Genomic DNA, 13,358 nt, shown 5'->3' with positions numbered 1-13,358 from the left:
ATAGTCAAATTTCATAAAATATGTTTACAATTATAAAAACGGGTCTAAAATGACTGTAGAGGTGATAATATGCTACCATACCAAAACAAAGATTTGACTATCAGAGAGCGAGTAGAAGATTTATTAAAACGAATGACGATTAAAGAAAAAGTAGGTCAAATTAACCAACACCTTTATGGTTGGAAAACTTACTCATTTGATCATCAAAGTAAAGCGATTAAAATAAAAAAAGACTTTATTGATCATATTAAATGGGGCGGAGGTATTGGTGCACTTTATGGTGTATTTAGAGCAGATCCTTGGTCGCAAATTAATTATGAAAATGGTGTTTTACCTCAAGATGCTTGGAAGGTTGCTAATAAAATTCAAAAGACTGTAATTGAAAACTCTAGATTGCATATTCCGGCTTTATTAGTAGAAGAGTGCCCACATGGTCATCAAGGCTTAGATTCGATCTCTTATCCTACTAATATTGGTAAAGGAAATTCTTTTGATACACGATTAATTAGAAGTAGCTCGCATTTAATAGCTGAAGAATTAGCATGTAAAGGTGTGAATCTTGCATTAGTTTCTACTTTAGATCTAGCTAAGGATCCTCGTTGGGGAAGAACTGAAGAGTGTTTCGGAGAAGACCCGTATTTGACTAGTGAAATGACTACAGCTACGGTTGATGGATTTCAAAATGGCTTAATAAATGAAATGGGAGATTTTACACTAAAAACAGTTGCACAAGCTAATCCGAATCATAAGCGTATAGGGGTTGTTTTAAAACACTGCATAGCTCAAGGAGAGGCCCAAGGTGGGCACAACTCTGGGACGGTAGTTATTGGAGAACGAGATTTTAAAGAAATATATTATTCACTTCTTAAATCTTGTGCAAATGCAATTGGTATTATGGCTGCTTATAATGATATCAATGGAGTGCCATGTCACATAAATCAACGTCTATTGAAGAATATATTGAGAGAAAAATATAAATTTAAGGGAATAATTATGGCAGATGGTCTAGCTTTAGATCGCTTAAGTGATGCAATTTCTGATCCAAATTATGCAGCAAGTTTAGCCTTAAAAGCTGGAGTCGATCTAAGTTTATGGGATGATACATATACTAAAGTGGAAGAGGGAATAAAAAAGAAAGTCATTTCTGAATTTGATTTAGATCAAGCTGTTCGACATGTATTACAGATTAAATTCCTTCTTGGTCTTTTTGATCATCCCTATATTACTGATCCCAAAGAAAAATTACATAAAATACAGGAAAAATCAAAAAATATTAATAAAAGGTTAGCTGAAGAAAGTATTACTTTGGTTAAAAATGATAGCTTTTTACCTTTAAATGATAAAGTCCATCAAAAAATTGCAGTAATTGGTCCAAATGCTGATCATTTTTATAATATGTTAGGAGATTATACTTCGCCACAAAACAAATTTTTTCAAAAGAAGACTATATATAATTCAATTAAATACCAGTTTAAAGAGTCACAAGTTAGGTATTGTCAGGGGTGTGAGGTACGAAGTATTAATGATATATCTAATTTCGACCAAGCCATTAAGTTAGCTAAAGAAAGTGACATAATTATCTTGGTTCTTGGTGGATCGAGTACAAGAAATTTCGGGGCGGATTTTTTAGACAACGGGGCAGTTAAGTCATCTGATAAAAATATGGATACAGGTGAGAATTTGGATTTAGCTGATCTGTCATTAGGTGGTAATCAAGATAAATTATTAAATGCGCTGCATGAAGTGAATAAGAATATTGTTTCTATTTTGATTCAAGGAAGACCATATGATATTAGAAATGCAACTAAAAAATCAAGGGCTGTCTTAATTGGTTGGTATCCTGGTCAAGAAGGTGGAGAAATTATAGCGAATTTATTAAAAGGAGATGCAATTCCTTCAGGACGTTTGACTATTTCATATCCAAGAAATAGTCAGCAATTACCAGTTTATTATTATCAGCGAAAAAACTCTAAACAGTATAATTATGTAGATGAGCCTGGATTACCATTGTATCCATTTGGATTTGGCTTATCTTACTCTACTTTAAAATACAAGAATTTAAAAATTTCAAACATTGAGGACCTAATTAAAATAAAAATAGAGGTAGAAAATACAGGTCAGTATTTAATTAAAACATCAATTTTATTATTTGCTACTCTGTTTGGAGGAAACGTATTACCAAGATATAAGTTGCTAAAAGGCTTTAAGCGGACTTCTATCCCACCGAGACAATCTAAAGTGATTGTATTTAAAATATCTAAAACTAGTCTCAGCATCTATGATTATCAAATGAAGAAAGTTAGAGCTAATCAGGTTAAATTTCAGGTAGGAAATATATCTAAAATTATAAATATATAAAAAAGACGATAAATCCAATTGCGAAGTGTAGATATGAGCTTCACAATTAAGACTTATCGCTTTTTATTTTTGAGAATAATTTAAAATATCATTCATATCACGATGAATATCAATAGAAAAATGAGAGTGATTTCCAATAAAACGGGACTTGGAATATTCAAAAGGAATTCCATTTTGATTAAAAGCAACTTGTTCAATAACTAGTAAGGGTGTATTGACTTTAATTTCTAAAAGTTTAGCCAACTCTTGAGTTGTGCTTTCTGCATAAATAATTCTTCTTGCATCAGTTAAAAAGATATTTTTAGATCCTAAATATCCATAAATTGACTGATTTAAGACATCTTTATCTATAACGGCTATCTTAGTAGGCATTATAGTGTGTTCATAGCTATGGAATTTATCATTAATATATCTGATACGTTTAATTTCATATACAGGTTCTTCTGGAAAGAGATGTAATTTCTTTTGTTCAACTTCGTTTGGGAGTCGTGCATTAAAGTATAAAACTTTACTGGTTATTTTTTGATCACGGTGAGTATAGGTGGTTCCAATTGGCAAATCTAAAGGGAGCAATTCATCATCAGTGTCAAATAAATGTGGTCTTACAAAGGTCCCAGATCCTTGATGACTATAAACTAGTCCTTCTTCTTGAAGTTTATCTAGTGCTTTTTTTAAAGTAACTCGACTAGTATTATATTTTTTTATTAAAGTTTCTTGAGTGGGAAGAGGTTTTCCAGCACGATAATGATTGGTTAGAATACTACTCTTAATATCATTATATATATCTAGATATAAACTCATCTATCTCAGTTCTTTCTATGTTTAATCTAAGTCTATTATACCATTCTTAAAATTTGTATTTACAAATTTTGAGATATACGTTGTCAATTATATAAAACGGGTGTATAACTAAAAATGAAGAAAGCGCTTTCTATAAAAGGTATATTTAGGGAGATATATTCATAGAATGTGAGGAAAGAACGATGAAATTCGATCTGAATAAACTCCAACAAAGATTACTTGCTATTTCAGAATGGGTAAATGGCAATAGTGTATTACAAGCATTAAAGAATGCTTTTATCAGAATTATTCCGTTTACTGTTATTGGGTCATTTTCAAATTTAATTAAAACAGAACTAGATAATTTAATTAATAATCAACATATTACTTGGTTTTGGCTGGTTGAATTAGATAAACTTTGTGGCTATATTGGTACCGCTACGTTAGGAATGATCGGTATAACAGTTCTATTTTCAAGTGGTTATTCTTATGCTAAGGAATTACATAAAGATCCTAAAAATAAGAACATGAATATCTTTATTGCAACATTACTTTCCTTTGCAACGTATTTTGTAATGGTGCCAAATAATGTTAACTTTAATAATTCTAAAGCTAAAGTAGTTGAAGGATTTGCTACAAGTTTTTTCAGTTACGAGGGGATGTTTACAGCCTTACTAGTAGGCATGATTTCCGTATTTCTATATTCTCGGTTTAGTAGATCGAAATTTGCAATTAAAATGCCTTCTAGCGTGCCACAAAATATTTTTGACTCATTCTTTGCTTTGATTCCGATGCTTGAAGTATTGCTTATCTTTGGTGTTGCAAGATTAGGTCTTGAAGCATTAGGATTTAATTCATTAGTACAAATGATTTCTCAAATTTTAATGAAGCCTTTACTTTCTGTAGGTACTGGATTACCAGCTATTATTATCGTTATTTTAGCTGAACAGCTTTTATGGTTTGTTGGATTGCATGGATTTAATATCGTTTGGGGAATTATTTCAGGATTTTGGCTACCACTTTTCTTGGAGCAAGTAGCGAAATATGCTAAAACACAAAGTTTTAAAGGAATTATGATTGCTCCTAATACCATGACTAATGTTTATGCCATGATTGGTGGTTCTGGTGCTACTTTTGGATTGTTACTTGCAATTTTAATTTTCTGTAAAAAGAAATCTATGGAGCGTGAAGTGGCAAAATTAGCATTTATTCCTGGATGCTTTGGGATTAACGAACCAATTATATTCGGTCTTCCAATCGTTTTAAATCCAATTATGTTTATTCCATGGGTATTTGTTCCAATTATCAATGCAGTAATAGCTTATATTGTCACTAAGATTGGTTGGGTAGTTCCATTAGTTGTCCTTAATACTGGTAGTGAACCTATCTTTGTAAGTACATGGATTTTGGGTGCGTTTCACTTAAGTCCCGTTGTATTAACATTGGTTTTAGTAATTCTTGATACTTTCTTGTATGCACCATTTGTTTTGGCAAACCAAAAACAAGAAATGAAAGCTCATAAAAAAGCTCAAGCTGAAGGTAAACATGCCGGTGCAAGAGCAACTGCTTAAATTAAAGAGGAAGCAACATTATGAAAAAAGTACATGTAATTGCACATACCCATTGGGACTATGAATGGTATTTTACTCGTCAGCATGCGCGTGTTCAATTCGCATATCATTTAAATGAAGTCTTAAAAGCTTTAGAAGAAAATAAACTAGATTATTACCTGTTAGATGGACAAATGGCAATTATTGAAGATTATCTAGAAACTAATCCTGATAAGAAAGAAACGATTGAAAAATTTGTTAGAGAACGTCGATTATTTGTTGGACCATGGTTTACACAAATTGATGAGTTGCTTTCCCCAGGTGAATCAATAGTAAGAAATCTGCAATTAGGTATTAGAGAAGCTGATAAATTAGGTGGAGCAATGAAAATTGGATATTTACCTGATTCATTTGGACAAGGGCAAGACATGCCTAAGATTTATCAAGGTTTTGGAATAGAAAATGCAGTTTTTTGGCGAGGAATGCCGAAAGAAAAGAATGCAAGGTATTTCTATTGGACTTCTGATGATAAATCTAAAGTATTGGTTGCTGAGATCAAAAATAGTTATGCAATGGGATCACAGTTGATTGAAAATGAAGATTATCCTAAGTTATTACATCAAATTTCATCGGATACAAAACTAGATGATTTGGTTTATCCAGCAGGAGGAGATCAACGTCCAGTTGATTTCAACTTGAAGGACCGAATTAATTATATTAATGGAATTCAGAAGGATTATAGATTAGTGGAGGATAACTATCCATCCTATTTTGAACAGATAGCTAATTCAAATTTACCAGAATATACTGGAGAATTTATTGATCCTAGTTCTTCAAAGATTCATAGAGGCATTTATTCCTCAAGAGCTGATATTAAATATCTTTATAATAAATTAGAAGATGAAATGATTAATGAAATTGAGCCTTTAATGGCAATAGCTAAATATCATGGCATTGAGACTGAGACGGGTATGCTTGATATGATTTGGAAGACAATTTGTAGAGGAATGGCGCATGATTCTTCCGGTGGATGCAATTCTGATTTAACTAATCAAGATATTAAGCAACGAGGCAAAATTGCTCTGCAGCTAGCAGATGCTTTAAAATACTATATTTTGAGAAAATTATCTTCTAATTCTGATAATGGCGACTTATTCTTTTGGAATGTAAAACCTCAAAAGATGAGTGAAGTAGTAAAAGTAATCTTAAGTACAAAAAGTAAATATTTTAAACTCTTAAATTCAACTGGAAAATATGTAGATTTCGATGTGTTAGGCCAAGAAAAAGTTAATGCAGCTGAATTGCGTAAAAATAAAGCTGAGATGAAACAGGATATTTATTATAGAACTACTATTGCTGTTTTGGTCGAAGTAGATGCTTTAGATTGGACCAGTTACCAAATAAAAGAATCTGGATCATTTAGTATTGAGTTTATTGACAGTAAAACAATTGAAAATAATAATTATTCGTTAAGTTTTAGTAATGGAAAAATAGGTCTTTTGGATAAAAGAAGTAAAAGAAAATATGAAAATATTTTGCAGTTAGAAGATGGTGGAGATGAGGGTGATGGATATGATTATTCACCAGCTTATGAGGATTGGATTATAGATCTTGATTTTAAGGATGCTGACGTTAAGGCATACAAAGGAAAAATATATTCTAAATTAATCATAAAAGGCACATGGATCCTACCTAAAGACTTAAAAGCTCGATCAGAGAAAGCTAGAAATCAGAAAGAAAAATATTGTCTTACTCTAATATTAAAAGCTAATTCGCCAGTAATTGAACTCAATTTTGATATAGATAATGAGGTGAAGGATCACCGCTTAAGATTGATTGTTAATACCAATGTAAAAGCTACATATTCATATGCTGATACGGCGTTTGGATACATCAAACGACCGGTTATTGATAAGCATTTATATGATTGGAAAGAAATAGGTTATCATGAAGAGCCAACTGCTATCCGTCCACTTCTTCATTTTGTTAACAGTCATGATAAGCAAAGCAGTTGGAGTGTATTATCTAACGGACAAAAAGCATATCAATTAATTGGTAAAAAATTTCAACAAATTGCTATAACTTTATTTAGATGTGTAGGTTTTTTGGGACGTCCAGATATGATTAGACGTCCAGGTGACGCTTCTGGATTAATTAATAAGTGGGTTCCAACGCCAGATAGTCAACTACAGGGAATGCAGCATATATCTTGTGGGTTAGTCATAAATACAAAATTTGATCCTGCAAATTTACAAAATTTGAGAAGTCAAATGGTATCACCATTTTTATGGTTCCAGGAGCAAAAGATTGATGAATATACTAATCCACTACAACATTTTTGGATTAATGAAAATTCAGAATTATTAACACATAAAAAATTATTTAATCTAACTTGTGATGAATTAGTAGTTTCTAGTTTATATACTAGTAATGACAATACTGGACTTGTGCTGAGAATTTATAATCCTAATAAATATACGCTAAAAAAAGCAGGGAGGCTGAATTTTAAATCTATAGTTAATGTGTTAAAAATGGATTTAAATAATAAGGTAGAAAAAACACTCGCTGTAGATGCCAATAGTTTTGAACTTTATAATTTTAGACCTGGTGAGATTAGAAGTTATGGAATTTTTTTAAAGAAGTGATTTAAATGATAAATTTAGATGATCATATACTCGATTCTTACTTAGAAAAAGTAGAAAATCGATGTGATTTTCATCAAAACTTATATAAAATTTTCAAAAAAGGATATTTAAAGACTTTAAATGAAACACTGTATCCTGATAAAGACAATAAAATATTTGTTATAACTGGCGATATTCCAGCAATGTGGCAGAGAGACTCATCTGCTCAATTACGTCCTTTTATTTCTTTAGCCAAGAAAGATCCAGCAATAAAGCAGATTATTCTAAAGGTTCTTAAACGACAATTTTTTAATATGAATTTAGATCCGTATGCTAATGCTTTTAATCAGTTTCCTAATGGGAAGCATTATGCAGAGGATCAGACTGACATGACAGATTGGATATGGGAAAGGAAATTCGAACTTGATTCTTTATGCTATCCAATTCAATTAGCTTATTTATTGTATAAAAGAGTCGGTGAAATATCTCAGTTTGATGAACAATTTAATCAAGGCGTTTTAAAATTATTAAACGTGTTTAAAACTGAGCAACATCATGAAATTTCAAATTATTATTTCGAAAGAGATACAGATTTAGTAACAGAAACTCTGGCACACCATGGTAGAGGAAATAAAGTAAAATACACTGGAATGATTTGGAGTGGTTTTCGACCTAGTGATGATGCATGTAGGTATAATTATTTGATACCAGCTAATATGTTTGCGGTGGTGATATTAAAGTATATTCAAGAAATATATTCGAATATTTTAAAAAATGATGACATTGTTTTTTGCGCTAAGCAGTTAGAAAAAGAAATCGAAGACGGCATACAAAGATATGGCATCGTAAAGAAAGATGGACATAAAATATATGCATATGAAGTTGATGGATTAGGTAATTCAGTAGTAATGGATGATGCTAATATTCCTAGTTTACTTGCTGCACCTTATATTGGATATTGTTCACAAGATGATTCAATTTATTTAAATACGCGAAAAGTTTTATTATCAAGTGAAAATCCGTATTTTTATTTTGGTCAATATTGGTGCGGACAAGGAAGTCAACATTCTCCTCGTGGATATATTTGGCCACTTGCGATGATAATATTGGCATTAACTCAACCGGAGAAAGCAGAGCAAATAAATATTTTAGATGTATTAAGTCATACAACTGGTGGAACCAACTCAATGCATGAAAGTTTTGATCCTAATAATCCTAGAAAATATACTCGAGAATGGTTTTCTTGGGCAGATATGATGTTTTGTGAGCTTCTATTAGCTTATTTAGATATAAATTAATTTACAACCACAATGCGGTTGTAAAAACGGTTGAAAAGCTTTTCGACCGTTTTTTTAACCGTAAATAGATTGAAAAATAAACTTTTGTTTTTTAAAGTATTGAAAATCATTGATATCATAGGATTCTTATTTTAACTCTCGCAAGAGTTTAGTTGAAATGATTAAGTATATTCTAAAAATATATAAAAAACAGAAAAAGTTTGGAGTTAACTCCAAATCGCTACTTACATTTAGTAAATAAAATAGGACTTTAATAAAGCAATATGAAAAAAATAAATTTAGTTAGTGTCAATTTTTGGCGCGAAGCAGATAAAAGAAAAATCGATTTTAATGTTTTAGACGTAACTAGAAACGAGAATAGTTTAAATATAATTATCTGTGCCTAAAAAATGATCAAGATATAATTGATAATTGTGATGAAACGAATGGTGATGAATGGTTTGAGCGTGGAATATGAAATTGGAAAAATAAAGCTTGGGCGATAGGAATTCATCTTGAAACAAATGAAGATTGGTCCACCAATAGAATAGGAGTTGGTGAGGACGCAATAGCATCTTATTATGAAATAGCATATTCTAATTCTATACATGAGGATAATTCGCTATTTTTTCCAATGAACGCGATACATGAATTTATGCTTAAGTACAAAAAAAGAAACTAACCACAACGACTAGTTTCTTTCTTATATCTTGGCTGTTTTGCAAATCCTGTTGATGAATAGCTTTGAATGAGAATCAAGCAACTAAAGAATAGTTGTTTGATTCCTTTTCTTTTATGATATTTTCTTCCAGTCTGATTCTAATTAATAGATGTCTAAAACTGCTATAGCCATAGGCAGTACGTTCAATTTGCTTAATTTTACGATTGACACCTTCAAGACAGCTATTAGAATAGCTGGAAGAGAAGCCGTTTAGTACGCCAGTATAATTACGTTTAAAAGTTAATAATGTCTGATGCATTTGCTTGCCGACAGCTTGTTTTGAATGAAGGAAGTGAATAATTTGCTTTTCGTCTTTGTTTTGGATAGCAGCCATAAAGTTCTGCATAACCCAATATGTGTTTTCAAGCTCTTGATTGCAGTCTAAGCCATCTAAAACAACGTGCTCTTGAGTCAGATAGTCTTTGAAATGCCAGTAATAGCAAGGCGTTTTCTTATTGAGCTTATCATACTTCATGAGATAAAGCTTTCAGGTAGATTTTAATAGCTTATATTCACGGCTTTGCTTCTTAAAATGCTTCATAGTCTGAACTCGTAAGCTATTAAAAGATCTGGTGAGCATTTGCACGATGTGAAAACGATCGATGACAATCTGAGCATTAGAAAATAGCTTTCTAGTCACGATTGGATAATAGCAGTTAAGATCCATGGTTACTGTCTTAACCATAGCCCGAGCCTTCGGAGTAAACTTATAGAAGTAGCGCAAAATCTCAGGCTTAAAACGCGTTCTAAGGATTTGGACTACTTGGTGAGAATCACCATCTAAACAAATAAAGTGGAGCTTCTTGCCAACGCCTTTAAACTCATCAAAAGCTAAGTGCTCAGGAAGGTGATCTAAACCATCGTAGAACTTAGAAGAACAAGATTCCAAGACTCTTTGAACCGTATTAACTGATAAGTTATGCTCACGAGCAATGCTGGTCATAGAGCGATCTTCTGTTAGAGCGGCTAATACTTTACGCTTGGATGCGTTAGAGATATGGCAATATTTATTAACAAGGTTAGATTGAGCCATAGATCTTTTCAGGCAGTCATTGCATAAAACACGCTGTTTATTAAGTCTGATAGTAACTGGATGGCTAGCATCAGCAGTAATAAAACGCACGTTAGAAGTATAGTGGCCATTATGCTTAAAAAGGACAAGCAGGCAGAACCAGTTCGGCTACGTAGACCTTATGAAACTTGCCGTTAATAAATTTTTTAAAATAATCAGAAAAAACAATATTAGGGTCTTCAATATTGAGATGAAATTTAATACAATCATTGTTAGAGGACATAAGCAATCACTTTTATTCTTTAGAGTGGAATCAGAAGATTTAATGCAGTGAGGCTTATGCCTCTTTATTTATGCAATAAAAAATCCTGTCGATAGAATATCATAGATATCCATCAACAGGATTTTTTATAGAGCCGTTTTTTGCTATCTTTTTATTAAGGCCAAAATGAAAAATAGACCAATATAAATTGTGAAGTATAGTGACTCGTTTTTGATGAAGATCATATAGGTTTTGTGTTTGTCTGGATTATTGAAGAAAGTCTGTAAATTTTTCCATAAAAATGGTGTTATGAGCACAACTAGGGTATTAAGCCACCTAATTTGGTTTATAGCTGCTAAAAGAATCGGAGTAATAAAGGCCAGGATCGTAAGGATCTTCAGTAAATAAACAGATTTTTGGGTTCCAAGATAACTGGCAAATGTCCGTCTACCATTTGTGATATCCTCTTGTAAATCACATGTATTATTAGCTAGTTGCGTGGCAAAAAATAAGAAGAATATTGGTAAACACTTAAGTAGGGTAGTTAAGAAAGTGGTCCAGGTAAAAGTGTATTGTCCGCAAATGGCAACATACACGCCGACTTCAATAATAAAAACTGAAATCATCCCACTAACAATTAATTCACAAAATTTGGTTGCATTAAGCGGCTTAGGACCAGCAGTATAAAAGATCCCGAAGAAATAGCCAATCATCCCTAGTATCAAAACGATATAGTTAGTTCGGTATACTAAAATTAGACCTGGAATAGATGAAACAACGTACATAATGACCATTAATTTTTTAACTGCCGGTAGTGAAAGTTTCATTCGACCAATAGTACTAGTAACAGTTAAAAAATGTGGATCTTTACCGTGCAAATAATCAAAATAGTCATCTGCAATATTAACTGCTAGATCAAATAAAAATACATCTAAGAAACAAAGTAAAATATTGATAATGTTTAGATAGTGAAAGTCTTGATAGGCAATTGCACTGGCAAATAAAAACCAAATTAGATTTAAAGGTGCAATATAAATTTCTGATAGTTCGTAGAAGGCTGCCCAAGTAATCTTATTTTCCATTATTTTCCTCCATATTATAAATAAAATCCTTAATTTATAATACTCGTTTTTTAATTGATGTAAAATAGGGCGCTATATTTGATAAATAAAAGTTTGGAGTTAACTCCAAACTAATGAAGATATTTTAAATATAATGTCGAAAGGAATAATATGAAAAATCTAAATTTAAGTGGGATAAACTTTTGGCTTGAAGCAGATCAAGAAAAAATAGATTTTGAGACGATAGATGTTACTAAGAAAGAAAATAAAAAACTTATTGATGAAGAACCTCAATACATAATGGAACAAGCAATAATGCTTTTGCCTCATTTTTCCAAATCTTTTCACTATAATTATCTCTGTTTAAAGAATGATCAAAATATAAGCCAAGCTTTTAATGAGACCAATGAAGATGAATGGTTTGAACAAGCAATATGGTATTGGAAAGATAGAGCATGGAGCATTGGAATTCATATAGAATCAAACGAAGAGTGATCAAGTAATAGAACAGCTTTTAGAGACAATGGATTAGCTGCTTATTATGATATAAATGATACCTTAGTTAATAAATTATACTTTGAAATCATTTATAAAGACGCGATTGAGTATAGAAAGAATGTAGAAAAACACCTTGCTTATATCCATAGCAGCGAAAAATTTGATCAGCCAATTTTTGAAGATAATTCATTGTTTTTTCCAATGGATGCTATGCATGAACTTATGCTTACAAAAAAAGAAACTAACCACAACGACTAGTTTCTTCTTAACTACTATCTTCTAAAGAAAATATGTCTCTTTTTTCTTTCGTAGGTAAAGCCTTGACCTAATGCTTCGTGAACATCAACTACGGAAACAAAGGCATTAGGATCTTCACGCAAGATTAAATCTTTTACTTGACTAATTTCTCGAGGGGATACTACGCAATAAATAATCTTTTTAGCAGAGCGATCATAACCACCTTCGGCATCTAAGAATGTATAGCCGCGGTCTAGTTGTATATCAATCATCTTGGCAATTTTTTCATACTTATTTGAAATAATAAACAATCCGCGTGCAGCATAAGAACCGGCTTGAATCGAATCTGTGATCCGAGATAATACAAAGCTAGCAAGTAAGGTATAAATCATATGTTTAATGTCTAAGTAAGATAGTGAGATTGTTAGAACAAAGGCATCAAGCGCAAGAAGTGTTTTACCAACAGGAATACCTAATTTTAAGTCTAAGATTCTTGCAATGATATCAGTTCCACCGGTCGTTCCACCATATTTAAAGACAATACCAATTCCAAAGCCAGAAAACAGACCAGCTAAGACACCGGCAATAAAAAGATCATGTTCTAAATCTAATTGGTTTATAATAGGAATGTGCAACCAAAATGATAAAAAGAAGGATAGACAAAGCGTACCCCAAATGGTCAGAGCAAGCAGCCGTTTGCCCATAAAACGATATCCGATTATAATTAAAGGGATATTTAGAAGTAACGTTGATAGACCAGGATTGATATGGAACCAATATCTAAGTAAAAGCGCAATACCACTTATTCCACCATCAGCTAGTTTATTAGGGATGCTGATGGCATCTAAGCTAAAAGCATAAATACTACACCCAAGAGTTATGAAAAATAATTGTTTGAAGAGTTGTTTATTGAAAATCTTAGTCATGTTACTTCCTTCTTTCTTATATTGCAAACGAAGAAATAATTAAGGGGAATAG

The 13,358-nt window shown here is 31.9% G+C and carries 8 protein-coding genes and 1 pseudogene; 5 read left to right on the top strand and 4 right to left on the bottom strand.

The window, feature by feature from the left end; genetic code table 11:
- The first annotated feature begins 69 nt into the window (after window positions 1–69).
- Window positions 70–2,358 carry a glycoside hydrolase family 3 N-terminal domain-containing protein gene (locus QM512_RS04100; protein ID WP_282806250.1) on the top strand — a complete coding sequence of 763 codons (2,289 nt, stop codon included), beginning with the start codon at window positions 70–72 and terminating at the stop codon, window positions 2,356–2,358.
- 63 nt (window positions 2,359–2,421) lie between these two features.
- Here QM512_RS04100 and QM512_RS04095 read toward each other — a convergent pair whose 3' ends face one another.
- A complete protein-coding gene (locus QM512_RS04095; RefSeq protein WP_282806249.1) occupies window positions 2,422–3,159 on the bottom strand; it encodes a GntR family transcriptional regulator in 738 nt (245 codons plus the stop codon).
- A 182-nt stretch (window positions 3,160–3,341) separates the two neighbouring features.
- On the opposite strand from QM512_RS04095, the gene QM512_RS04090 reads away from it, so the two are divergent.
- The 3 genes from QM512_RS04090 to QM512_RS04080 are packed head-to-tail and all read left to right on the top strand — an operon-like array spanning window position 3,342 to window position 8,610.
- Window positions 3,342–4,709, top strand: coding sequence for a PTS sugar transporter subunit IIC (locus QM512_RS04090; protein WP_282806248.1), 1,368 nt, complete (start codon window positions 3,342–3,344; stop codon window positions 4,707–4,709).
- 20 nt (window positions 4,710–4,729) lie between these two features.
- Complete coding sequence (locus QM512_RS04085; protein ID WP_282806247.1) at window positions 4,730–7,333, top strand: glycoside hydrolase family 38 N-terminal domain-containing protein; 2,604 nt, start codon at window positions 4,730–4,732, stop codon at window positions 7,331–7,333.
- A gap of 5 nt (window positions 7,334–7,338) precedes the next feature.
- The gene (locus tag QM512_RS04080; protein ID WP_282806246.1) at window positions 7,339–8,610 is read left to right on the top strand and encodes a glycoside hydrolase family 125 protein; all 1,272 of its coding nucleotides are present in this window, start codon (window positions 7,339–7,341) and stop codon (window positions 8,608–8,610) included.
- A 734-nt stretch (window positions 8,611–9,344) separates the two neighbouring features.
- Here QM512_RS04080 and QM512_RS04075 read toward each other — a convergent pair.
- Both QM512_RS04075 and QM512_RS04070 read right to left on the bottom strand, forming a co-directional pair.
- Window positions 9,345–10,605: pseudogene (locus QM512_RS04075) on the bottom strand (ISL3 family transposase).
- Between the two features lie 143 nt (window positions 10,606–10,748).
- Window positions 10,749–11,666, bottom strand: a complete 918-nt coding sequence (locus QM512_RS04070; RefSeq protein ID WP_282806245.1) for a prenyltransferase — start codon at window positions 11,664–11,666, stop codon at window positions 10,749–10,751.
- 150 nt (window positions 11,667–11,816) lie between these two features.
- On the opposite strand from QM512_RS04070, the gene QM512_RS04065 reads away from it, so the two are divergent.
- Complete coding sequence (locus tag QM512_RS04065; protein WP_282806244.1) at window positions 11,817–12,140, top strand: hypothetical protein; 324 nt, start codon at window positions 11,817–11,819, stop codon at window positions 12,138–12,140.
- A 275-nt stretch (window positions 12,141–12,415) separates the two neighbouring features.
- Here the strand turns inward: QM512_RS04065 and QM512_RS04060 are convergent, their stop codons facing one another.
- Window positions 12,416–13,306, bottom strand: a complete 891-nt coding sequence (locus tag QM512_RS04060) for a YitT family protein (RefSeq protein ID WP_282806243.1) — start codon at window positions 13,304–13,306, stop codon at window positions 12,416–12,418.
- Window positions 13,307–13,358 lie beyond the last annotated feature (52 nt).

This window comes from Lactobacillus isalae (genome assembly GCF_947539375.1).
Classification (GTDB): domain Bacteria; phylum Bacillota; class Bacilli; order Lactobacillales; family Lactobacillaceae; genus Lactobacillus; species Lactobacillus isalae.
Note: the sequence above shows the minus strand (reverse complement) of the source record. Positions and strands in the feature narration are given on the sequence as shown.